23 protein-coding genes are annotated in these 20295 nt (G+C 67.3%); 14 read left to right on the forward strand and 9 right to left on the reverse strand.

Annotation, left to right across the window (positions count from 1 at the left end; genetic code table 11):
• The first annotated feature begins 28 nt into the window (after nucleotides 1-28).
• Nucleotides 29-1411, forward strand: coding sequence for a sensor histidine kinase (locus ABL843_RS00275; protein ID WP_184639810.1), 1383 nt, complete (start codon nucleotides 29-31; stop codon nucleotides 1409-1411).
• A 4-nt stretch (nucleotides 1412-1415) separates the two neighbouring features.
• Here ABL843_RS00275 and ABL843_RS00280 read toward each other — a convergent pair whose 3' ends face one another.
• The 7 genes from ABL843_RS00280 to gstA all read right to left on the reverse strand — a co-directional run bounded on the left by ABL843_RS00280 (nucleotide 1416) and on the right by gstA (nucleotide 7767).
• Nucleotides 1416-2168, reverse strand: a complete 753-nt coding sequence (locus tag ABL843_RS00280; protein WP_126020741.1) for a VOC family protein — start codon at nucleotides 2166-2168, stop codon at nucleotides 1416-1418.
• An 11-nt stretch (nucleotides 2169-2179) separates the two neighbouring features.
• The gene (locus ABL843_RS00285) at nucleotides 2180-2641 is read right to left on the reverse strand and encodes a GNAT family N-acetyltransferase (RefSeq protein ID WP_184639067.1); all 462 of its coding nucleotides are present in this window, start codon (nucleotides 2639-2641) and stop codon (nucleotides 2180-2182) included.
• Complete coding sequence (locus ABL843_RS00290; RefSeq protein WP_418118599.1) at nucleotides 2638-3123, reverse strand: RidA family protein; 486 nt, start codon at nucleotides 3121-3123, stop codon at nucleotides 2638-2640. Before ABL843_RS00290 ends, ABL843_RS00285 begins: the two co-directional genes overlap by 4 nt.
• 69 nt (nucleotides 3124-3192) lie before the next feature.
• Nucleotides 3193-4296 (reverse strand): alkene reductase, encoded by a 1104-nt coding sequence (locus ABL843_RS00295; protein WP_418118600.1) that lies wholly within the window; start codon nucleotides 4294-4296, stop codon nucleotides 3193-3195.
• A gap of 85 nt (nucleotides 4297-4381) precedes the next feature.
• Nucleotides 4382-6211, reverse strand: a complete 1830-nt coding sequence (locus ABL843_RS00300; RefSeq protein WP_418118601.1) for an acyclic terpene utilization AtuA family protein — start codon at nucleotides 6209-6211, stop codon at nucleotides 4382-4384.
• Nucleotides 6208-6990, reverse strand: a complete 783-nt coding sequence (locus ABL843_RS00305) for an enoyl-CoA hydratase/isomerase family protein (RefSeq protein ID WP_369660191.1) — start codon at nucleotides 6988-6990, stop codon at nucleotides 6208-6210. Before ABL843_RS00305 ends, ABL843_RS00300 begins: the two co-directional genes overlap by 4 nt.
• A gap of 168 nt (nucleotides 6991-7158) precedes the next feature.
• On the reverse strand, nucleotides 7159-7767 hold the full coding sequence (gene gstA / locus ABL843_RS00310; RefSeq protein WP_418118602.1) for a glutathione transferase GstA: 609 nt from the start codon (nucleotides 7765-7767) through the stop codon (nucleotides 7159-7161).
• 185 nt (nucleotides 7768-7952) lie between these two features.
• Here gstA and ABL843_RS00315 point away from each other — a divergent pair, with 185 nt between their 5' ends.
• From ABL843_RS00315 to ABL843_RS00355, 9 genes are all read left to right on the forward strand, one after another.
• Complete coding sequence (locus tag ABL843_RS00315; RefSeq protein WP_126020728.1) at nucleotides 7953-8138, forward strand: DUF1328 family protein; 186 nt, start codon at nucleotides 7953-7955, stop codon at nucleotides 8136-8138.
• Entirely contained in the window at nucleotides 8138-9025 is an 888-nt protein-coding gene (locus ABL843_RS00320) for a transglutaminase-like domain-containing protein (RefSeq protein ID WP_126020726.1), read from the forward strand. The genes ABL843_RS00315 and ABL843_RS00320 overlap by 1 nt, the downstream gene beginning before the upstream one ends.
• A gap of 175 nt (nucleotides 9026-9200) precedes the next feature.
• Nucleotides 9201-11144: a tRNA uridine-5-carboxymethylaminomethyl(34) synthesis enzyme MnmG gene (gene mnmG, locus ABL843_RS00325; protein ID WP_418118603.1), complete on the forward strand. Its 1944-nt coding sequence runs from the start codon at nucleotides 9201-9203 to the stop codon at nucleotides 11142-11144.
• Nucleotides 11141-11794, forward strand: coding sequence for a 16S rRNA (guanine(527)-N(7))-methyltransferase RsmG (rsmG, locus tag ABL843_RS00330; RefSeq protein ID WP_418118604.1), 654 nt, complete (start codon nucleotides 11141-11143; stop codon nucleotides 11792-11794). Before mnmG ends, rsmG begins: the two co-directional genes overlap by 4 nt.
• Nucleotides 11795-11919: 125 nt before the next feature.
• Entirely contained in the window at nucleotides 11920-12534 is a 615-nt protein-coding gene (locus tag ABL843_RS00335) for a LysE family transporter (RefSeq protein WP_369660187.1), read from the forward strand.
• 22 nt (nucleotides 12535-12556) lie between these two features.
• The gene (locus ABL843_RS00340) at nucleotides 12557-13477 is read left to right on the forward strand and encodes a ParA family protein (RefSeq protein ID WP_126020717.1); all 921 of its coding nucleotides are present in this window, start codon (nucleotides 12557-12559) and stop codon (nucleotides 13475-13477) included.
• 42 nt (nucleotides 13478-13519) lie between these two features.
• Nucleotides 13520-14065: an RBBP9/YdeN family alpha/beta hydrolase gene (locus ABL843_RS00345; RefSeq protein WP_184639051.1), complete on the forward strand. Its 546-nt coding sequence runs from the start codon at nucleotides 13520-13522 to the stop codon at nucleotides 14063-14065.
• Nucleotides 14065-15036 (forward strand): ParB/RepB/Spo0J family partition protein, encoded by a 972-nt coding sequence (locus ABL843_RS00350; RefSeq protein WP_418118605.1) that lies wholly within the window; start codon nucleotides 14065-14067, stop codon nucleotides 15034-15036. Before ABL843_RS00345 ends, ABL843_RS00350 begins: the two co-directional genes overlap by 1 nt.
• A gap of 118 nt (nucleotides 15037-15154) precedes the next feature.
• Entirely contained in the window at nucleotides 15155-16051 is an 897-nt protein-coding gene (locus tag ABL843_RS00355; RefSeq protein ID WP_418118606.1) for a CsgG/HfaB family protein, read from the forward strand.
• 80 nt (nucleotides 16052-16131) lie between these two features.
• On the opposite strand, the gene ABL843_RS00360 is transcribed toward ABL843_RS00355, so the two are convergent.
• Entirely contained in the window at nucleotides 16132-17556 is a 1425-nt protein-coding gene (locus ABL843_RS00360; protein WP_418118607.1) for an FAD-binding oxidoreductase, read from the reverse strand.
• A gap of 73 nt (nucleotides 17557-17629) precedes the next feature.
• Here ABL843_RS00360 and ABL843_RS00365 point away from each other — a divergent pair, with 73 nt between their 5' ends.
• The 4 genes from ABL843_RS00365 to ABL843_RS00380 are packed head-to-tail and all read left to right on the forward strand — an operon-like array spanning nucleotide 17630 to nucleotide 19643.
• On the forward strand, nucleotides 17630-18130 hold the full coding sequence (locus ABL843_RS00365) for a DinB family protein (protein ID WP_126020707.1): 501 nt from the start codon (nucleotides 17630-17632) through the stop codon (nucleotides 18128-18130).
• Between the two features lie 19 nt (nucleotides 18131-18149).
• Nucleotides 18150-18749, forward strand: coding sequence for a cob(I)yrinic acid a,c-diamide adenosyltransferase (locus ABL843_RS00370; protein ID WP_184639041.1), 600 nt, complete (start codon nucleotides 18150-18152; stop codon nucleotides 18747-18749).
• Nucleotides 18746-19105: a hypothetical protein gene (locus tag ABL843_RS00375; RefSeq protein ID WP_418118608.1), complete on the forward strand. Its 360-nt coding sequence runs from the start codon at nucleotides 18746-18748 to the stop codon at nucleotides 19103-19105. Before ABL843_RS00370 ends, ABL843_RS00375 begins: the two co-directional genes overlap by 4 nt.
• A 10-nt stretch (nucleotides 19106-19115) precedes the next feature.
• Entirely contained in the window at nucleotides 19116-19643 is a 528-nt protein-coding gene (locus ABL843_RS00380) for a class IV adenylate cyclase (protein WP_418118609.1), read from the forward strand.
• Here the strand turns inward: ABL843_RS00380 and ABL843_RS00385 are convergent.
• Nucleotides 19621-20259 carry a GDSL-type esterase/lipase family protein gene (locus ABL843_RS00385; protein ID WP_418118610.1) on the reverse strand — a complete coding sequence of 213 codons (639 nt, stop codon included), beginning with the start codon at nucleotides 20257-20259 and terminating at the stop codon, nucleotides 19621-19623. The genes ABL843_RS00380 and ABL843_RS00385 overlap by 23 nt on opposite strands.
• Between the last annotated feature and the right edge of the window lie 36 nt (nucleotides 20260-20295).

A 20295-nucleotide genomic window follows, 5' to 3' on the forward strand; every position in this document is an offset into this window, starting at 1 on the left:
GCGCGTGAACGGGCAGCAGCAACAGACCATCGCCGAATCGCAGCCGGCTGCGGTGCGCGCGCCTTCGCTCACGCAGCGCGTGCTGCGCAACGTGCTGGTGCCGCTGGCGCTCACGTGGATGGTGGGTGCGGTCATCGCGCTGGTCATCGCCAACTACTTCTCCGAACAGGCCTTCGACCGAGGCATGCTCGACGACGCCTATGCGCTGTCGGCCAACGTGCAGGCGGGCGAGCGCGGCATCGAGCTGATGCTCACGCCGCGCGAAGTGGCCACCGTGCTCTTCGACCAAGTCGACAAGGTGTACTTCGCGGTGCAGCGGCTCGACGGCTCGCTGATCTCCGGCCAGGCGGGCCTGCAGGCGCCGCTGCCGGTGGACGGCTCGCGCTACCGCTTCTCCGACGTGAACTACGAGGGCAGCACGCTGCGCGCGGTGGTGCTCGAGCATGACGCCGAGCCCGACATCAGCATGCCCTATCGCGTGATCATTGCGCAGACCACGCTGAGCCGCGCCGCGCTCGTGCGGCAGCTGCTGGGCTATGCGCTCGCGCCGCAGATCGTGCTGCTGATACTGCTCGCGATATGGCTCTGGTACGGCATCCGCAGCGACCTGCGGCCGCTGGGCGACCTGCAGCGCGCGCTCGACCGGCGCGACGTGCGCGACCTCTCTCCGGTGGCGGTGGCGCAGACTTCGCGCGAGATCCAGCGCCTGGGCAATGCGGTCAACTCGCTGTTCGAGCGCCTGGGCAACAGCGTGCAGGCGCAGCGCGAGTTCGTCGGCAACGTGGCGCATGAGCTGCGCACGCCGCTGGCGGGCATCCGCGCACTGGCCGAATACGGGCTGGCGCAGCAGGACACCCATGTGTGGCGCGAGCAGCTCGAGCGCGTGTCGGAGCGGCAGGCGCGCGCCAGCCACCTCATCGACCAGTTGCTGGCGCTCGCATTGGCCGAGGAGGCCCGCACCGAGCTCAAGCGCGTGCCTGTGCGGCTCGACGTGCTGGCCGAGCAGACGGTGCTTCGGCACCTGGGGCGTGCCGATGCGCGCGGCGTCGACCTGGGCGCGCGCGGCCTCGACGACGTCGTGGTGGTGCAGGCCAACGAGGCGCTGGTCGAGGGCATCCTCGACAACCTGATCGACAACGCGCTGCGCTATGGAGGCCGCACCATCACCGTAGAGCTCGCGGGCCACACGCTGAGCGTGATCGACGACGGGCCCGGCATTCCGCTCGAAGCCCAGCGCGCCTTGATGCAGCGGTGGGCGCAAGGCCCTGCAGGAGAGAAGCTGGGGCAAGGTTCCGGGCTGGGCCTGTCGATCGTCTCGCGCTATGCGGAGCTGCTGGGGGCCGAGCTGCGGCTCGAAGCGGCGGAGCCCACGGGCCTGCGGGTGAGCGTGGCGTTCGGTGAAGTCGCCTGAGCGCTCAGGCGAGCGGCGTGCCCTGGTGGAAGGCCATGCGCCAGCGGCCCGCGCGCCGCTTCCATAGCGAGCTGCGCAGGGAGTCGGCCGCCGGGCGCTGTGGAATGGCTTCCCGGTGCGCGCGGTAGGTGACCAGAGCCACATCGAGGGCCATGCGCAGCACGCGGAAGTCCGAGATCGTGCGTTCGGAGAAGGCTTCGTCGCGCAGCGCCTCGATGATGGCGGCGCGTGTCCATACAGTGCCCGAGACGCCGAGCTCGTGGAAGTCGTCGTCGAGCAGTTCTTCCAGCCGTGCAGCGCTCGCGCGCACCTCGCGCAGATGCAGCGCGCCTTCGAGCTCCAGCAGCAGCGCTTCGAGTTCCTTGCCCGGCGCGGCCTCGTAGAGTTCGAGCGGCAGCCCATCGGGATCGGCGAAGAAGGTGAAGCGCCGGCCGGTGTATTCGTCGATGCGCAAGGGCTCCACCGCAATGCCCTGCGCCGCGAGTTCGTCGGCGGCGGCTTGCACATCGTGCACTTCGAAGGACAGGTGCCGCAGTCCCTGTGCCTCGGGCCGGGTAGGCCGCGCGGGCGCGCCGGGGAAGGAGAAGAGCTCGATCTGCGAGCCGTCGGGCAGGGCGAGATCGAGCTTGTACGAATCGCGCGCGGCGCGGTAGTTCTCGGCCACCACGCGCAGGCCCAGCACCTCGGTGTAGAAGCGCTTCGACACCGCGTAGTCGGCGCAGATGATGGCGACGTGATGAATGCGTTCCAGCTGCATCGCAGAAGACCTCACTTCAACGGCTTGCGCATGAACACGCGGGTGCGCTGCGCGAGCGCGAGGCGCTTGTATTCGACGTAGCCGATGCGCTCGTAGAGCGCGCGGTTCTCGGTCATCTTCTCGTTGGTGAAGAGATGGATGGAGTCATGGCCCTGCCGCAGCGCCTCCTGTTCCGCCAGTTCGAGCAACGCGCGGCCCACGCCCGTGCCCTGCTGCGCGGGGCGCACCGCGATCACGTCGATCAGGAAGCCCTCTTCGGTGATGTCGAGCACCAGCGCTGCGACGATGCGCTTCTCCTGTTGCGCCACCCAGACCTGCGCGTTCGCGATTGCCGCGCCATAGTCCTTCGTCATCGGAATGGGCGTGAGGCCGAGGCGCGGAATGTAGTGGCGAAAGGCTTCCACGGCGCATTCGGTGATGGCCGTGGCATCAGCGGCATCGGCACGCCGCAGTGTCCAGGGCGTGGTGCTCATGCGTCGAACTCCACCTCGCCTTCGATCTCCACCGGAATGTTGAAAGGCAGCTCCGCCATGCCCACCGCGCTGCGCGAATGCGCTCCGATGTCGGGGCCGAAGACTTCGAGGATGAGATCGGAGAAGCCGTTGATGACGGCCGGCTGTTTGTCGAAGCCCGGTGCGCAGGCGACCATGCCGAACACGCGCGTCCATGCGGTGATGCGGTCCAGGTCGCCGAGGGCGCGCTGCAGGCTGCCCAGCATTGCGAGCGCGGTGAGCCGCGCGGCGGTGTAGTCCTGTTCGACGCTCAGCTCGCGGCCCAGCTTGCCCAGCGGCGCGGCGATGGTGCCGTCGGCATTGAGCGGGCCATGGCCCGAGATCAGTGCGCGCCGGCCGACGATGCGCACGAACCGGAAGGGCAGCACGACGCCGGGAGGCGGCGTGACTGCGGGTGGCAATACGAGGCCTGAATCGGCCAGTCGTTGCGCGATGCGGGCCATGGCATTTCTCCTTCCTTGCTAGCGGCGGACGAACGGGTCCGCCGCATCTTGCCATGGCCGCTTCCGGCTTCAGGCCAGCGCCGGATAGTCCGTGTAGCCCTTGGCGCCGCCGCCGTACATGGTGGCCTTGTCGAGCGGATTCAGCGGCGCGTTCTCGCGCAGGCGGCGCACGAGGTCGGGGTTGGAGATGAAGGGCTTTCCGAAGGCCACGAGGTCGTCGCCTTCCTTCAGCGCTTCCTCGGCCAGCGGCTTGTCGTAGCCGTTGTTGACCATCCATGCGCCCTTGCCGCCGGCTTCGCGGTACGCGGCCTTGAGGGCCTCGTAGTCGAAGGGGCGGTCCTCGATCTCGCGCGGGCCGCCGGTGGCGCCTTCGATGATGTGGATGTAGGCCAGGCCGAGCGTGGCGAGCTGCTTCACCACGTAGTTGAAGAGCGGCTGCGGGTCGCTGTCGTGCGCGTCGTTGGCGGGCGTGACGGGCGACAGGCGGATGCAGGTCTTGCCGCCGCCGACGGCGTCGACCACGGCGCGCGTGACCTCGAGCAGCAGGCGGGCGCGGTTCTCGATGCTGCCGCCGTAATCGTCGGTGCGCTTGTTGCTGCCGTCCTTCAGGAACTGGTCGAGCAGGTAGCCGTTGGCGCCGTGGACTTCCACGCCGTCGAAGCCTGCGGTTTCCACGGCGCTGCGGGCGGCAACCGCGTAGGAGTGGACGATGCCCGGCAGTTCGCCGGCGTCCAGCGCGCGCGGCTCGGAGGTGTCGACGAAGGTAGGCACGCCGTCCTTGATGAGCACGGTCTTGGTCTTGGCGGTGATGGCCGAGGGGGCGACGGGCTTTCCGCCACCGGGTTGCAGTTCGTTGTGCGAGACACGGCCCACGTGCCACAGCTGCACCACGATCTTGCCGCCCTTGGCGTGCACGGCTTCGGTCACGCGCTTCCAGCTGTCGAGCTGCTCGGTGCCGTAGAGGCCGGGCACGTCGGAGTAGCCCTGGCCCTGGTGGCTGATGGCGGTGGCTTCTGTGATGAGCAGGCCCGCGCTGGCGCGCTGCGCATAGTAGGTGGCGGCGATGTCGGGCGGAATGGCGTTCGGCGAGCGGTTGCGCGTGAGCGGCGCCATGACGATGCGGTTGGCGAGCTTCAGGTCGCCGGCCTGTACGGGGTCGAAAAGGGTGGACATCGTGCGATCGAAAGCAGAGTTGGTACGGGGCGCAAGGCTAAGCGCGCCGCCTCAACCCTGCTGTCGCACGGTTGACGGATTGGTGCTAGGCGAGCAGCGCCAGCAGTGCCGGGCTCACGCGCACCGGCATGGCCAGCAGGATCTGGCCCATGCCCTTGCCGAGCGGATCGTTGCGCAGCGAGGCCATGCCGCCGCCGCCCAGCGCCCGCTCGCAGACGAAGTTGTAGGCGTCGATGCCGGGCACCTCGTAGCGCGTGATTTGCCCCTTGACGAGGTGCGCGAGCCAATCGGCCACGCGTGCTTCGGTGAGTTGATCGCTCAACAGCGGTAGCAGGGCAGGGTGACGTGCGATGACGCCGATGTTCGAGGTGTCGCCCTTGTCGCCGCTGCGGGCCCAGGCCAGGCGCAGCAGCGGTACTTCGATGCTGTCGGCATCGGAAGCCGTGATCTCCGTCTTGATGGCTCTGGCAGGCGAAGAGGTGGGCTTGGCCACCTCGGCTGGCGATGGGACTTGGGCGCGGGGAACATCGATGCGCTTTCCATCGATGACCACCGATGCCTCGACCAGTGATTTGTCGAGCAGGAACGCGTACTGACGGATCGATGGGGAAACCGAGGCGCGTCCGCCACCCGCGCCGGTGGTGCCCGGGGCCCACGATGTACCGGCCGGAGCGACCTCACGCGCGAACAGTTCCAGAGCTTCTTTGCGCGGGTGCGTCACCGCAAGCCGCAGCACCGTTTCGCGCGTCTGCGATGCGCGCGCGTGCGGTCCGTAGCAGGACTCCGCGCCCAGCACTTCGAGCTGCGTGCCGCTGTAGGGGCCAAGGCCATGCTGCGAGAAAAGCGCGCCGGTGCGCGCGAGGATGGCTTCGCCCGTTCGCTTCGCCTTGGCCACCGCGTCGAAGCCCACGATGGTGAGCTGCGCCGCCGTCTTGAAGCCGTCGACGTAGGTGGCGCAGACCTTGTAGCTCGCAGTCGGTGCATGGCCGCGAGCGCCGTGCACGCGCACGCGGTGCTCGCCGGCCTGCTCGATGCGCACCTGCGTGAAGTCGGCCACCACGTCGGGCAGCAGGTAGGCGGCGGGGTCGCCGATCTCGTAGAGCATCTGCTCGCCCACCACCGCGGGCGTGACCTTGCCGCCGGTGCCCGCGGGCTTGGTGACGACGAAGCTGCCGTCGGCGCTGCATTCGACGATGGGGTAGCCGATGTCGGGCCAGTCGGGCACGGTGTCCCAGTCGGTGTGCAGGCCGCCGGTGGCCTGGCAGCCGCATTCGATGATGTGGCCGGCGAGGCTGCCGGCGGCGAGCAGGTCGAGATCGTCCGGCTGCCACTCGAATTCATGCATGAGCACGCCGAGCGTGACGGCCGAGTCGACACAGCGGCCGGTGATGACGACCTGCGCGCCCGCATCGAGCGCGGCCCTTATGGGCTGCGCGCCAAGGTAGGCGTTGGCGGTGAGCACGCGCTCGGGCAGCGCGGCGCCGCTCTGAAGTTCGCGCACCGGCGGTTGCGACTTGCGCAGCCCGGGCAGCAGCGGCGACACGTCGTCGCCGCTCACCACGGCGATCTTCAGCGCGATGCCCTGTTCGGCCGCGAGCGCGGCCAATGCATCGGCGCAGCCTTGCGGGTTGACGCCGCCCGCGTTGCTCACCACGCGGATGCCCTGTTCCACGACGTCTTTCAGCACGGCCTTCATCGCCACCGAGACGAAGTCGGTGGCGTAGCCGAGCTCCGGCTTCTTGAGCCGCGCGCCCGCGAGGATCGACATGGTGAGTTCGGCGAGGTAGTCGAACACGAGGTAGTCGATCCGGCCGCTGGCCACGAGCTGCGGCGCGCCCACGCTGCTGTCGCCCCAGAAGCCGGAGGCGCCGCCGATGCGGACGATGCGTTCGTCGATGTTGCCGCTGCCGCTCATCGTCCGCTCCACTGCGGCTTGCGTTTCTCGCGGAAGGCGAGCTGTCCTTCGGCCGCGTCCTCGGTGAGCGCGAACAGGCCGATCTGGCTTTCGGTGAAGGCCATCGATTCCTCGAAGGCCATGGCCTCGATCTTCTTCATGGTGTAGAGGCCGCGGCGGATGGCTGCGGGCGACTTGTCGAGCATGCGGCCGAGCAGCCAGTCGACGCTCTCGTCGACGTCGTCGCTTACGCGGTTGACGAGATTCAGTTCCAGCGCCTGTGCCGCGTCGATGGGCTCGCCGGTGATGCACATCTCGGCCAGCACGCGGCGCGGCAGCAGGCCGCCGAGCACGCTGAGCACCTGCGCGGGAAAGAGGCCGACCTTCACTTCGGGCAAGCCGAACACCGCGTGGCTGCTGGCCACCGCCATGTCGCACATCGCCATGAGGCCCATGCCGCCCGCCATGCAGGCGCCGTTGACGCGCGCGATCAGCGGCACGGTCGACTGCCGGGCCTGGCGGAAGAGATTGGCGAAGCCCTGGTAGGGCGCGGCGTAGTCGAACTTGAAGGAGGTGCCGCTCTGCAGGTCGGCGCCCGCGCAGAAGGCACGTGTGCCCGCGCCGGTGATGACTACCGCGCGCACCGCGCTGTCGTTGTTGGCACGTGCGATGGCATCGCCCAGGCCGGCGAGTACGGCGCCGCTGATGGCGTTGCGGCGCTCCTCGCGCTCGATGGTGAGCCACATGACGGGCCCGCGCATCTCTTCGCGCAGTTCGGTGGACGGAGGTGTTTCGGGCATGGCGCGGGTCCTTGTGCTTCGGTGTCCGGAGGCGTTGTTCTCTACTGCCTCTAGCGTGGCCCGAAAAAAAAGCCGCATCGTGCGGCTTGTGGCTGAAGCGGTTCGGGTTTTCCCTGAAAGAGCCAGATCCGCGCGCTGCTGCTTCTGCACGCTTTGGCGTGCTTCGGCTTACTTCAGAAGACCTTCGGCCTTCATCGCTTCCTGCACGGCGGGGCGGGCACCCACGCGGGCATGCCAGGCCAGCAGATTGGGGAAGTCGGAGATGTCCACGCCCGTGGGCTTGGTCCAGTTGGTCACGGTGAACAGGTAGCCGTCGGCCACGCTGAAGTGATCGCCCATCAGGTATTCCTTGCTGGCGAGTTCGCCGTCGAGCCACTGGAAGCGCGACTTGAGCTTGTCCTTGAAGATGGTCTTGGCTTCCTCGGGCATGTTCGGGTTGAACAGCGGGCTGAAGCCCTTGTGCACTTCGGTGCCGATGAAGGTCAGCCATTCCTGCAGGCGGTAGCGCTGCATGGTGCCGGCGGCCGGCGCGAGGTTCTTGGTGGGGGCGAGGTCGGCGATGTACTGGAGGATGGCGGGGCCTTCGCGCAGGCGGGTGCCGTCGTCGAGTTCGAGCATCGGCACGTAGCCCAGCGGGTTGATGCCGTAGTAGTCGGTGCCGTCCTGCAGCTTGTGGCTCTTGGTGCTGGCCAGCACGGGTTCGGCGGCGATGCCCGCTTCATGCAGCGCGATGTGGGGGGACAGCGAGCAGGCGCCGGGCGAGTAGTACAGCTTCATTCGAGAACTCCAGTGAATGTCGAGGTTGGTTGGATTCTTTGGGTAAACCGCAGCGGATGCTAGCGGGTTTGGAGGCGTCGCGTTTTTGTCCTACGGCCGCACGCGCGGGGCGACTATCGGGCTGGAAGACGGCGCTTCCTAAGCTGCGTTCCACGGCGGGCAGGGCCTGCTGCAAGGAGAAACGCATGTTGAAGTACGCCATCATTTTTGCAGTCATCTCGCTCGTGGCCGCGCTGCTCGGCTTCGGCGGCATCGCGGCGGGTGCGGCCGGCATCGCCAAGTTCCTGTTCGGCCTGTTCCTGGTGCTGGCGCTGCTGTTCGTGGTGCTGGCGGTCCTGGGCGTGGGCGCGGTGAAAAAAGCGATCGACTGATGCACCTCTCGCACATCGAGGCGCAGCTCGACTACGAAGTTGCCGCCCCGGCGCACATGCTGCTGAACATCGAAGCAGCGCGCTCGGGCATGCAGAGCGTGGTCGGGGAGGAACTGGTCGTGGAGCCGCCGACGCCTTTGCGGCTTTTCTGCGACGAGGGAAGCGGCAACCGCTTCGTCCGTTTCGATGCGAAGCCGGGGCCGCTGAAGATCGCCTACAAGGCCAGCGTGAGGCGCGCTCACGTGGTGGTGCCGAACGACCTGGCCGAGATGCCGGTGACCGAGGTGCCCGACGAGGTGCTGCACTACATGATGCCGACGCGCTACTGCGAATCGGACCTGATGTCGCGCTGTGCCCAGCAGCTCTTCGGCGACCTGCCGCCCGGCATCGGCCGGGTGCAGGCCATCGTCGACTGGATCCACGACAGCATCACCTACGAGCCGGGCAGCAGCGACTCGACCACTACCGCGCGCGAGGTGTTCGTGGAACGCGCGGGGGTGTGCCGCGACTTCGCGCACCTGGGCATCACCTTCTGCCGCGCGCTGAACATTCCGGCGCGGTTGGTGGTCGGCTACGTGTGGTTCGACGAGCCTCCGCAGGATTTCCATGCCGTGTTCGAGGCGTGGCTGGGCGGGCGCTGGGTGCTGTTCGATCCGACCCGCATGGCGCCGGTCGACCGGCTGGTGCGCGTGGGTACGGGGCGCGACGCGAAGGACGTGGCCTTCTGCACGATCTTCGGCGACGTGCGGATGACCGGGAAGAAGCTCGTCGTGCGCGAGCTGCAGGACGAGAGCCTGCAGCCGTCGATGCCGCCTTCGCCCACCGGCGAGGTGATGGGCATCGAGAAGCCGGTGCCTTTGGGACAGGTCGACGAAGCCGCGGCCTGACGGATTCATTTGCTATAAAAAATATAGCAAACTATCAAGCGACGGCCTTGGAAGCAGCCCTTAGGCGTCGCTCTCCAAGCTTATCCACACAAGGGACGCAAGAGGGTCGCGCCGATTAAAATTGGTGCCCCTTTTTGCGCCGCGCACGCGTCAGTTGTGCGCTCCCCATTTTCAAATGCTGTACCCCGAAGAATTCGACGTGATCGTCGTCGGCGGTGGCCATGCCGGCACCGAAGCCGCGCTCGCCGCTGCACGCATGGGCGCCAAGACGCTGCTGCTCTCCCACAACATCGAGACGCTGGGGCAGATGAGCTGCAACCCGTCGATCGGCGGCATCGGCAAGGGCCACCTGGTGAAGGAGGTGGACGCCCTCGGCGGTGCGATGGCGATCGCGACCGACGAGGCCGGCATCCAGTTCCGCATCCTCAATTCGAGCAAGGGCCCGGCCGTGCGCGCGACCCGCGCCCAGGCGGACCGTGTCCTGTACAAGGCGGCCATTCGCCGCAGGCTGGAGAACCAGCCGAACCTGAGCCTGTTCCAGCAGGCGGTCGACGACCTGATGGTGGAGGGCGATCGCGTGGTCGGCGCCGTCACGCAGGTCGGCATCGCTTTCCGTGCGCGGACCGTGGTGCTGACTGCGGGCACTTTCCTCGACGGGCGCATCCACGTCGGCCTCGACAACTACCAGGCCGGCCGCGCGGGCGATCCGCCGGCGGTCAGCCTTTCTGCGCGGCTCAAGGAACTGAAGCTGCCGCAGGGCCGGCTCAAGACCGGCACGCCGCCGCGGCTCGACGGGCGCAGCATCGATTTCTCCAAATGCACCGAGCAGCCGGGTGACGGCATGCCCGGTGGGGCAGGGCCGATGCCGGTCTTCAGCTTCATGGGGCGCGCCGACATGCACCCGCAGCAGATGCCCTGCTGGATCACCCATACCAATGCGCGCACGCACGAGATCATCCGTTCGGGCTTCGACCGCAGCCCGATGTTCACCGGCAAGATCGATGGCGTGGGGCCGCGCTACTGCCCGAGCGTGGAGGACAAGATCAACCGCTTCGCCGACAAGGAAAGCCACCAGATCTTCCTCGAGCCCGAAGGGCTGACGACCAACGAGTACTACCCGAACGGGATCTCGACCAGCCTGCCCTTCGACATCCAGTACCAGCTCGTGCGCTCGATGCCCGGGCTGGAGAACGCACACATCCTGCGGCCTGGCTATGCCATCGAATACGACTACTTCGATCCGCGCGAGCTCAAGAGCAGTTTCGAGACACGCTCGGTCAAGGGACTGTTCTTTGCCGGGCAGATCAACGGCACGACCGGCTACGAAGAGGCGGCGGCTCAGGGTCTGTTCGCCGGCATCAACGCCGCGCTGCAATGCCGCGGCGAAGACGCTTGGCTGCCGCGCCGCGACGAAGCCTATCTGGGCGTGCTTGTTGATGACCTCATCACCAAGGGAGTGACCGAGCCATACCGCATGTTCACCAGCCGCGCCGAGTTCCGGCTGCAGCTGCGCGAGGACAACGCCGATATGCGCCTGACGGAAATCGGACGAAAGCTGGGCCTGGTGGACGACGAGCGCTGGGACGCCTTCAGCCGAAAGCGCGACGCTGTTTCACGTGAAACAGAACGCCTCAAGTCGATCTGGGTGAACCCGCGCAACCTGCCGGCTTCGGAATCGGAGCGGGTGCTGGGCAAGGCCATCGACCACGAATACAACCTGGCTGACTTGTTGCGTCGGCCCGATGTGAGCTACGAAACGTTGATGACGCTCGATGGCGGCAAATACAGCGCCCAGGCTCCGCTGAGCGAGACCGAGATCGAGCAGATCGAGATCTCAGCCAAGTACTCCGGATACATCGAGCGCCAGCATGACGAAGTGGAGCGCGCGGCGCACTTCGAGAATCTGAAGCTCCCGGCCGATTTCGACTACAGCCAGGTCAAGGCGCTGAGCTTCGAGGTGCGACAGAAGCTCAACAAGCACCGGCCGGAAACGCTGGGACTGGCTTCGCGCATCTCCGGTGTGACGCCGGCTGCCATTTCCCTGCTGATGATCCATCTGCGAAAGGGCGGCCATAAGGCCTTTGCCCGCGACGCTGCAACGGAAGCTGCCGCCGAATGACGGCGCCGATCGACACGCTGCGCGCAGGCGCAGCCGACATGGGCGTGGCGCTGTCCGATTCCCAAGCCGAGCGGCTGCTGGCCTACGGCACGCTGATGCTCAAGTGGAACAAGGTCTACAACCTCACGGCACTGCGCGATCCGGCCAGCGTGCTGACGCACCACCTGCTCGACAGTCTCGCGGCGGTCGCGCCGCTGCGGCGCGAATGGGCAGGGAAGGGGAAGCTGCTGGATGTAGGTTCCGGTGGCGGCTTGCCTGGGGTGGTGATCGCGATCATGCGACCCGATCTTGAAGTGAGTTGCCTTGATGCGGTGGCCAAGAAGGCCGCCTTTGTCCAGCAGGTCGCAGCTGAACTGGAACTGCCGAACCTTCGCGGGCTGCATGCCCGGGTCGAATCGCTGGTCGGCAGCTATGAAATCATCAGTTCCCGCGCCTTCGCGTCGCTGCCCGATTTCTTCAACGGCTCGATGAATCTGCTCGCACCCGGCGGTGTTTGGCTCGCCATGAAGGGCAAGGTGCCGGTCGACGAACTCGCTGTATTGCCCAAGGGCGTGTCTGTGTTTCACGTGGAACAACTGACGGTTCCGGGCTTGGATGCCGAGCGCTGCATTGTCTGGGCACGCAAGGCTCCCGCCGAAATCAGCGCCTGATTCACGAAAAGAGGGGGCGACACCGGTAAAAGCCGGTGTCCGAACGATCTTCGCGGCAGTGTGCTCGCTTAGACTCGATGCCTCCCTCTGGTCTCCTTCCTGGCTCGCTTTTTCGAGGCAAACCCATGTTCGGCATCGCTGACTACGGCGCATTCGTCGCCGCCATCATCCTGTTCCTCTTGATTCCCGGCCCGGGCAATCTGGCGCTGATCACCTCGACGAGCAAGGGCGGCATCCGTGGCGGTCTCGCCGCGACGGCCGGAGTGATCGTCGGCGACCAGTTCCTCCTCTGGGCAGCGGTGGCCGGCGTGTCGGCCGTCATGGCTGCCTACCCGGCTGCGTTCAAGGCAGTGCAATGGCTGGGCGCAGCCTATCTGGCCTGGATGGGCATCAAGATGCTGATGGCGAAGCCCGGCTCGGCCCCGATCCTCAACATCAAGCCCAGCCACTTCATGCGCCAGGCATTCACGATCACGCTGCTGAATCCGAAGGCGATCGTGTTCTACATGGCCTTCTTCCCGCTGTTCGTGGACCCGGCCCGGCATCAGGGCGTGATCACTTTCGGCGCGATGGCCGTGACCATCGCCGCGCTGACCTTCCTGTACGGCCTGACCTCGACGTTGCTCACGCACTTCCTGGCCGAGCGCATCCGCGCGAATCCCCGCATTTCCACCACGCTCGAAAAGCTTGCCGGCAGCTTCCTGATCGCCTTCGGCGTCAAGCTCGCAATCTCGCGCTGATCGATCGACCCCCGGTACTCACATGGCCAAGATTTTCTGCATCGCCAACCAGAAGGGCGGCGTCGGCAAGACCACCACCACCGTCAATCTCGCCGCCGGTCTGGCAAAGGTAGGCCAGCGCGTGCTGATGATCGACCTCGACCCGCAGGGCAATGCCACCATGGGTTCGGGCATCGACAAGCGCGAGCTGGAGTTGACGGTGTACGACGTGCTGCTCGAATCGGCCTCGGTGGCCGAGGCGCGGGTCAAGGCCGACAAGCTGGTGGAAGGCGGTTGCGGCTACGACGTGCTGGGCGCCAACCGCGAGTTGGCAGGTGCCGAAGTCGAAATGGTTGCGCTCGACCGCCGCGAGAAGCGCCTGCGCACCGCGCTGGCAGCCGTCGGTGCCGAGTACGACTTCGTGCTGATCGACTGCCCGCCCAGCCTGAGCCTGCTGACGCTGAACGGGCTGTGCGCCGCTCACGGCGTGATCGTGCCGATGCAGTGCGAGTACTTCGCGCTCGAAGGCCTGACCGACCTGGTCAACACCATTAAGCAGGTGCACGCCAACCTCAACAAGAACCTGCAGATCATCGGCCTGCTGCGCGTGATGTTCGATCCGCGCATCACGCTGCAGCAGCAGGTGAGCGAGCAGCTCAAGTCCCACTTCGGCGACAAGGTGTTCGACACCGTCATCCCGCGCAACGTACGGCTGGCCGAGGCGCCAAGCTACGGGCTGCCCGGCGTGGTGTTCGACCCGGCCGCGCGCGGCAGCCAGGCCTTCATCGCCTTTGCGCAGGAACTGGTCGACAAGATGCCGCCCGCGAGCGCCTTTGCCTCCGGCGCGGTGGCTCCGCCGATCGCACCGGTTGCGCGGATTACGCCGGACCTGCCGATTCCCGACGACGTCATGGCGCCGGCAGCCGCGCCGGCTACCGACTCGACAAGTGAGAACAATGCCTGACGGCCGCATGCGACCCGCAGGATGCTATCAAATCCGTAGCAAATGACAGAGCCTCGCATCCTGCTGTTGCCCGGTTGGCAGAACAGCGGCCCCGGCCATTGGCAGACCCGCTGGGAATCGGTCCATGGCGATCACCGCGTCGAGCAGCACGAGTGGATGCGCCCGCTGCGTGGCGACTGGTCCGCGCGGCTCGAAGAAGAAGTGCTGGCGTCGCCCGGCCAGGTGGTCTTCGCGGCGCACAGCCTGGGCTGCATCCTCGTTGCCGCCTGGGCCGCGCATTCGCGCAACACGCACAAGGTGCGCGGCGCGCTGCTGGTCGCACCCGGAGACGTGGAGAGCGACAACCTGCGCCAGCAGATTCCCGGCTGGGCGCCCATCGTGCGCGAGCCGCTGCCGTTCCCGGCGGTGCTGATCGCCGCCAACGACGACCCTTACTGCGAAGCTTCGCGCTCCCGCCAGCTTGCCGCCGACTGGGGTGCGCGCTTCGTCGATGCCGGCGCGGGCGGTCATCTGAATGCCGAATCGGGCCTGGGCGACTGGCCCGAGGGCCGGAAACTCCTGAACGAAATCTCGAAAGAAAAGAACTGATGGCGACCAAGAAACCCAAGGGACTGGGCCGCGGCCTCGAAGCGCTGCTGGGCCCGACGGCCGCCCCATCCGCCGACAACACAAGCGGCGGCAGTGGCAGCGTCAACGATGCGGAGGAGGGCGGCGCGCAACGCAACCCGAGCACGCTGATGCTCGACCAGATGGTCGCCGGCGTCTACCAGCCGCGCACGCGCATGGACGAGGGCGCGCTCTACGAGCTGGCCGAGAGCATCAAGGTGCAGGGCATCATGCAGCCGATCCTGGTGCGCCGGCTCGATCCCGACTCGGCGGCGGCCAAGAACGCCGAGTACGAAATCATCGCGGGCGAGCGGCGCTTCCGTGCCGCGAAGCTCGCCGGCCTCGACAGCGTGCCGGTGCTGGTGCGCGACGTGCCCAACGAGGCCGCTGCGGCGATGTCGCTCATCGAGAACATCCAGCGCGAGGATCTCAATCCGCTCGAAGAGGCCCAAGGTTTGCAACGCCTGGTGACCGAGTTTGGGCTCACTCACGAGCAGGCCGCGCAAGCCGTGGGCCGCTCGCGCAGTGCGGCCAGCAACCTGCTGCGCCTGCTGAACCTGGCCGAGCCCGCGCAGCAGATGCTGATGGCCGGCGACATCGACATGGGCCACGCCCGCGCGTTGCTGTCGCTCGACCGCGGCACCCAGATCACGGCCGCCAACCAGATCGCGGCCAAGAAGATGTCGGTGCGCGAGGCCGAGTCGCTGGTGAAGAAGCTCGCGGCCGAGTTCACGCTCACGCCTTCGCGCCGCAGCAATGATGGCGAGAAGTCGCGCGACCTGCTGCGCGTGGAAGAAGAACTGGCCGACCTGCTCACGGCCGAGGTCGAGGTCCGCATCAAGAAGCGCACCAAGCGCGGCGGCCGCGTCGAGGAAAGCGGCGAGCTCGCGATCCACTTCGGCTCCATCGAGGCGCTCAACGGACTGATCGAACGCATCCGCCGAACGGCCTAGTGTTGTGAATCAGGGCTCCGGCATTCGTTTGATTGATTCCTGCAATCCTTTGCGCGTATCCTCGACCGCTGGTTTTTCCAACCCCAGTTCTCTGAACAAACAGAGGGAGTAGTCCACCATGCAGCTCACCAGGTTTCCGCTCGCGGCCATCGCCGCCGGCGCACTTCTTCTCACCGGTTGCGCCGCGACCGACATGCAAATGGGCAGCCAGTCGGCCAAGACCATGGCCACCGGCAGCGCGGCGGGTGGCGCCACCGACAACGCCAGCAGCCAGCTCGAGCGCTGCGAATCGCCGCTCGGCACCGTCTCCCTGATCGAGAACCAGAACGCGGGCTGGTACACCATCCTCACCGGCGAATACCGCCTGCCTCCCACTGCCAACCTGCTGCGCCTGCTGGTGCAGCAATCGAACTGCTTCATCGTGGTCGAACGCGGCGCTGCAGGCATGAATGCCATGACGCGCGAACGCGCGCTGATGCAGTCGGGCGAAATGCGCGGCGGCAGCAACTTCGGCCGCGGCCAGATGGTCGCTTCCGATTACGGCCTGTCGCCCGAAATCGTGTTCAGCAACAGCGACGCTGGCGGCGTCGGCGGCGCGCTCGGCGGCCTGGTGGGTGGCGGCCGTGGCCGTGCGCTCGCTGCCCTGGGCGGCAGCATGCAGACCAAGGAAGCCAGCGCGATGTTGACCCTGATCGACAACCGCTCCGGTGTGCAGGTCGCCGCTTCCGAAGGCAGCGCCTCCAAGACCGACTTCGGCGCCTTCGGTGCACTCGCTGGTCGCAGCGCGGGCGGCGGCCTCGGTGGCTACACCAACACCGCCCAGGGCAAGGTGATCGCCGCGGCCTTCATGGACGCCTTCAACCAGATGGTCCGCTCGCTGCGCAACTACAAGGCGCAGACCGTGCGCGGCCAGGGCCTCGGCGGCGGCGGCCGCCTGGGCGTGGACGGTGGTGCGGCACCCTCGCAGACCTACGTGCCGGCAGAGAAGGCACCAGCCCGTCGCCGCAGCAACTGATCGATCGATCGGTCATCGCACAACAAAAAGCCCGGCGGCTCGCAAGAGCCCCGGGCTTTTTCGTTGAGTGCTGAGCGGAATCAGAGGCTGAAGATCTTCCCCGGATTCATGATGTTCTTCGGGTCGAGCGCGCGCTTGATCGTGCGCATCATGTCGATGGCGCCCGCGCCAGCCTCGTTCACCAGGAACTCCATCTTGTGCAGTCCCACGCCGTGCTCGCCGGTGCAGGTGCCTTCGAGCGCCAGCGCGCGGCTCACCAGCGCGTGGTTCAGCTCCTCGGCCTTCACGCGCTCCTCGGGGATGTTCGGGTCGAGCAGGTAGCCGAAGTGGAAGTTGCCGTCGCCCACGTGGCCGACGAGGAAGTAGGGGATGCCGCTGGCATCGGCCTCGGCCACCGAGTCGAGCAGGCAGTCGGCCAGGCGCGAGATCGGCACGCAGGTGTCGGTCGAGATCACGCGGCAGCCGGGACGCGACTGCACCGCCGCGAAGTAACTGTTGTGCCGCGCCGTCCACAGGCGCGTGCGCTCTTCCGGCGTGCTCGCCCATTCGAAGGCATTGCCGCCATGGCCGCTCGCGATTTCCTGCACCGTCTCGGCCTGCTCCTTCACGCCGGCGGGCGAGCCGTGGAACTCCATCAGCAGCATCGGTTCCTCGCGCAGGTTGAGCTTGGCGTAGGCGTTCACCATGCGCACCGTGTTCACGTCGATCAGCTCCACGCGCGCGATCGGCACGCCGAGCTGGATGGTTTCGATGGTGGTGCGCACCGCGGCCTCGATGCTCGGGAACGAGCAGATCGCCGCGGACACCGCCTCAGGCAGCGGGTAGATGCGCAGCGTGATCTCGGTGACCACGCCCAGCGTGCCTTCGCTGCCCACCATGAGGCGCGTGAGGTCGTAGCCGGCCGACGACTTCTTCGCGCGCGTGCCGGTGCGGATGACGTCGCCCGCGGCCGTCACCACCTCGAGCGCCAGCACGTTCTCGCGCATCGTGCCGTAGCGCACCGCGTTCGTGCCGCTGGCGCGCGTGGCCGTCATGCCGCCGATGGATGCGTCGGCACCCGGGTCGATGGGGAAGAAAAGGCCCGTGCTCTTGATCTCTTCGTTGAGCTGCTTGCGCGTGACGCCGGGCTGCACCGTCACCGTGAGGTCGTCGGCATTCACCGACAGCACCTTGTTCATGCGCGAGACGTCGATGCTGATGCCGCCCTGCACCGCCAGCAGGTGGCCTTCGAGCGAGGAGCCCACGCCGAAGGGGATGACCGGCACGCTGTGCTCGCTCGCGAGCTTCACCGCGTCTGCAACATCCTGCGTGCTCTCGGCGAACACCACGGCGGAGGGGGGCGGCGCGTCGAAGGAAGACTCGTCGCGCCCGTGCTGCGTGCGCACCGCCATCGCCGTGGAACAGTTGGCGCCGAAGCGTGCCTTCAGCGCCTCGATCAGGCTGTCGGGCACGTCGCGCAGATGAAGCTCCGGCATCAGGTGCGAGGTTTGGGTCGGGGCGTTCATCGGCTGTCTCCTGGCGGGGTGGGGGTGATCGGCCATTCTACGGAGCGAGCACCATAATGCGCTTCGGAAAAACATGAACCCCACCACACTCAGCGCCCTTGCGGCCTTCCCCTCGCAGCTGGAGGCCCACTACGCGGCCATTCCCTTCGCCTTCAGGCACTGGACGCCGCCTTCATGGGAAGGCGTGCCCAGCGAGGCCTTCACCGCCATCGAGCAGCTCTGCCATGTGCGCGACATCGAGATCGAGGGCTACCACGTGCGCTTCCGGCGCACGCTGGCCGAATCGCATCCCACGCTCGCATCCATCGACAGCGAGCCGCTGGCCATCGAGCGCAACTACGGCGCGGCCGATGCGGCGCAGGTGCTGGCCGATTTCCGCATGGCGCGCGCGCAGACGATGGAGATCATCTCCAGCCTGAGCGACGCGCAGCTCGCGCGCACGGCAGTGTTCGAAGGCTACGGCCCGCTCACGATGCGCAGCCTCATCCACTACCTCTGCAGCCATGACCAGCAGCACCTCGCCGGTCTGCAATGGCTGGCGGGCAAGATCGACGCGTCGACCGTCGCGCAGTAAGAAAGAAGCAGGAGCGCCCATGGGCAACCGACTTTCCCAGATCGCCACCCGCACCGGCGACGACGGCACCACTGGCCTCGGCGACAACACGCGCGTGTCGAAGGACAACCTGCGCGTGCACGCGATGGGCGACGTGGACGAACTCAACTCGAACATCGGCGTGCTGCTGTGCGAGCCCATGCCGGAGCCCGTGCGCGAGCTGCTGGTCGACGTGCAGCACCAGCTCTTCAACCTCGGCGGCGAACTCTCCATGCCGGGCTTCACGCTGCTGAAGTCCGAGGCCCTGCTGCAGCTGGACAACGCACTTGCCGAACACAACGCAGCGCTGCCGCGCCTGGCCGAATTCATCCTTCCCGCCGGCACACGCGCGGCCTCGCTCGCGCATGTGTGCCGTACGGTGGCGCGCAGGGCCGAGCGTGCCGTGGTGGCGCTGGGCGCCGTCGAACAACTCAACGACGCGCTGCGCCAATACCTCAACCGGCTCAGCGACCTGCTCTTCGTGCTCGCGCGCGTGCTCAACCGCATGGACGGCGGCGACGACGTCTACTGGAAGAGCGAGCGCATGGCGCGTGCTGCCGCTGTGGCAGCGGAAGACACAGACACCAAGGAGGCTCCATGAAACTTTCCTTCTCTTTCCACGCGTCGCTTGCCGTGGCTATGTCCGCCATGCTGTGCCTGCCCGGTCTCGCGCAGGCCCAGAGTGCCGACAACCCGCCGAAGGCGCAGCGCGCCCATACGCTCAAGCAACCCTCGCGCGGCGGCAAGGTGGTGGGCAGCGTGCAGCGCGGCACCAACGCCGCCGGCCGCAGCATCGACCGCGCCGACGCGGCTACGCGGCGCGGCGTCAACAACGTGTCGGAAAAGGCCAGCCGGCCCGTGCGCCGGGTGGGCGAGGCCTTCGGGCGCAAGCTCTCGCCAGGATCGAGCGGACGCGCTGCACCGCCGTCCGTGGGCCCGCAAGGCAGCGCGCCTTGAGCTTCCCGAGATGTCTAGAAACATAGAGATCAAGGCCCGCATCGACAGCGTGGAACGCGTTGCAGCCATCGCTGCGACACTGGCCGACAAGGGCCCCATCGAGATCGCCCAGGACGACATCTTCTTCCGCTGCACCGACGGCGCCGACCGCCTCAAGCTGCGCACCTTCGCGCCCGACCGCGCGGAGCTGATCTTCTATCGTCGCGCCAACAGCAGCGGTCCGAAGGAATTGTTCTACCTGATCACGCCCTGCGCCACGCCCGACGTGCTGCGCGAATCGCTCACGCTCGCCTGGGGCCAGGCGGGCCGGGTGCGCAAGCAGCGCCGGCTGTTCCTCGCGGGCCGCACGCGCATCCACCTCGATCGCGTGGAAGGGCTTGGCGAATTCCTCGAGCTCGAAGTGGTGTTGGAGGAGGGCGAGTCGGCCGAGGCCGGCATCGCCGAGGCGCATGCACTCATGGCGCAATTGGGCGTGCGCACCGATCAGCTGGTGCAGGGCGCCTACGTCGACCTGCTCAACGCCAGCCAGCGGACTTGAGCTGATCCGCCAGGAGCTGCGCGACCGTCTCGTAGCCTCGCGCATTCGCATGGATGCGGTCGGAGCGCAGCGACGAATCCGAGAGCACGCTCGAATACACGTTGGCGACCAGCAGCGCCTGCTGCGCCTTCGCCACCTCTTCGTAGAACGGCGCATCGCTGAGCGACCCCACCGCCGCGCGCATCGCGTCGGGCGCGGGCGTCGCCAGCACGGCCACGTAGGGCGTGTGCGCGCGCGCCTGGGTGACGAGCTCCACGAGGTTGTCGCGCGTGGATGCGGCCGACACGCCACGCAGCATGTCGTTGCCGCCGATGCCGATCAGGATCGCGTCGTAGCTCGCGCCGCCCAGCAGACCTGGCAGGCGCTGCAGCGCGCCCGCCGAGGTGTCGCCGTTGACGCCCGCGTTCTCGACCTGCCAGCCAGTGAGCTCGCCCAGCTTCACCGGCCATGACGCCTCGGGCGGCGCGCCGTAGCCGAAGGTCAGGCTGTCGCCCAGGGCCAGCACGTGGGCTCCGGACTTCAGCGCCGCCGTCGAGGGCTTGCGCCTGCCGCATGCCGCCAGGAGGCTCGCAGCGGATACGCCCGCCAGCAGATGGAGAAGGTGTCGTCGCTTCATGTGGCGCGCAGCTTAAACGCAGCCCGAAGCCGCGCG

The organism is Variovorax sp. 350MFTsu5.1 (assembly GCF_048302515.1).
Lineage (GTDB): Bacteria > Pseudomonadota > Gammaproteobacteria > Burkholderiales > Burkholderiaceae_C > Variovorax > Variovorax guangxiensis.

Excerpts from the sequence above, each read along its gene's own strand:
- ABL843_RS00280 (WP_126020741.1), bottom strand. The coding sequence starts at position 2,168 with ATGCAGCTGGAACGCATTCATCACGTCGCCATCATCTGCGCCGACTAC.
- ABL843_RS00285 (WP_184639067.1), bottom strand. The coding sequence starts at position 2,641 with ATGAGCACCACGCCCTGGACACTGCGGCGTGCCGATGCCGCTGATGCC.
- ABL843_RS00290 (WP_418118599.1), bottom strand. The coding sequence starts at position 3,123 with ATGGCCCGCATCGCGCAACGACTGGCCGATTCAGGCCTCGTATTGCCA.
- ABL843_RS00295 (WP_418118600.1), bottom strand. The coding sequence starts at position 4,296 with ATGTCCACCCTTTTCGACCCCGTACAGGCCGGCGACCTGAAGCTCGCC.
- ABL843_RS00300 (WP_418118601.1), bottom strand. The coding sequence starts at position 6,211 with ATGAGCGGCAGCGGCAACATCGACGAACGCATCGTCCGCATCGGCGGC.
- ABL843_RS00305 (WP_369660191.1), bottom strand. The coding sequence starts at position 6,990 with ATGCCCGAAACACCTCCGTCCACCGAACTGCGCGAAGAGATGCGCGGG.
- gstA (WP_418118602.1), bottom strand. The coding sequence starts at position 7,767 with ATGAAGCTGTACTACTCGCCCGGCGCCTGCTCGCTGTCCCCCCACATC.
- ABL843_RS00315 (WP_126020728.1), top strand. The coding sequence starts at position 7,953 with ATGTTGAAGTACGCCATCATTTTTGCAGTCATCTCGCTCGTGGCCGCG.
- ABL843_RS00320 (WP_126020726.1), top strand. The coding sequence starts at position 8,138 with ATGCACCTCTCGCACATCGAGGCGCAGCTCGACTACGAAGTTGCCGCC.
- mnmG (WP_418118603.1), top strand. The coding sequence starts at position 9,201 with ATGCTGTACCCCGAAGAATTCGACGTGATCGTCGTCGGCGGTGGCCAT.
- rsmG (WP_418118604.1), top strand. The coding sequence starts at position 11,141 with ATGACGGCGCCGATCGACACGCTGCGCGCAGGCGCAGCCGACATGGGC.
- ABL843_RS00335 (WP_369660187.1), top strand. The coding sequence starts at position 11,920 with ATGTTCGGCATCGCTGACTACGGCGCATTCGTCGCCGCCATCATCCTG.
- ABL843_RS00340 (WP_126020717.1), top strand. The coding sequence starts at position 12,557 with ATGGCCAAGATTTTCTGCATCGCCAACCAGAAGGGCGGCGTCGGCAAG.
- ABL843_RS00345 (WP_184639051.1), top strand. The coding sequence starts at position 13,520 with ATGACAGAGCCTCGCATCCTGCTGTTGCCCGGTTGGCAGAACAGCGGC.
- ABL843_RS00350 (WP_418118605.1), top strand. The coding sequence starts at position 14,065 with ATGGCGACCAAGAAACCCAAGGGACTGGGCCGCGGCCTCGAAGCGCTG.
- ABL843_RS00355 (WP_418118606.1), top strand. The coding sequence starts at position 15,155 with ATGCAGCTCACCAGGTTTCCGCTCGCGGCCATCGCCGCCGGCGCACTT.
- ABL843_RS00360 (WP_418118607.1), bottom strand. The coding sequence starts at position 17,556 with ATGAACGCCCCGACCCAAACCTCGCACCTGATGCCGGAGCTTCATCTG.
- ABL843_RS00365 (WP_126020707.1), top strand. The coding sequence starts at position 17,630 with ATGAACCCCACCACACTCAGCGCCCTTGCGGCCTTCCCCTCGCAGCTG.
- ABL843_RS00370 (WP_184639041.1), top strand. The coding sequence starts at position 18,150 with ATGGGCAACCGACTTTCCCAGATCGCCACCCGCACCGGCGACGACGGC.
- ABL843_RS00375 (WP_418118608.1), top strand. The coding sequence starts at position 18,746 with ATGAAACTTTCCTTCTCTTTCCACGCGTCGCTTGCCGTGGCTATGTCC.
- ABL843_RS00380 (WP_418118609.1), top strand. The coding sequence starts at position 19,116 with ATGTCTAGAAACATAGAGATCAAGGCCCGCATCGACAGCGTGGAACGC.
- ABL843_RS00385 (WP_418118610.1), bottom strand. The coding sequence starts at position 20,259 with ATGAAGCGACGACACCTTCTCCATCTGCTGGCGGGCGTATCCGCTGCG.